The 314-nt window shown below is 74.2% G+C and carries 1 protein-coding gene; it reads right to left on the bottom strand.

The window, feature by feature from the left end:
- The coding region (locus tag OOT08_RS00415) for a hypothetical protein (protein WP_325090622.1) at positions 1–314 on the bottom strand (314 nt) is incomplete at both ends.

Genomic DNA, 314 nt, shown 5'->3' with positions numbered 1-314 from the left:
AGAAAGCTCTGCTCCCAGTACCCGCCGAAACTGTGGAAGAGCACCACCGTGGGCACCCCGGTGCTGAGCGCGCCGCGCAGCGCCCCGAGCGCCATGCAGTCTACGACGACCACGTCCGGATCGCGTCCCCGCACGAGGGCCGCGACCGACGCGCTCACGGCCCGGCCCGTGACGAAGCGGAGGAGGCCGCCGGACTTGGCAAAGCCGCGCTTTCCCGCGGCCGGGTTGATCGCGCTGGCCGCCGCGAGCGGGAGCTGCGGCAGCTCGCTCCGGCCGGGGTCCAGCCCCGCAATGGCCACCTCGGCCCCGTGACC

This window comes from Leucobacter sp. M11, assembly GCF_035726885.1.
In the GTDB taxonomy this organism is placed as follows: domain Bacteria; phylum Actinomycetota; class Actinomycetes; order Actinomycetales; family Microbacteriaceae; genus JAPFRB01.
This window is presented reverse-complemented; position numbering and strand designations above follow the sequence as displayed.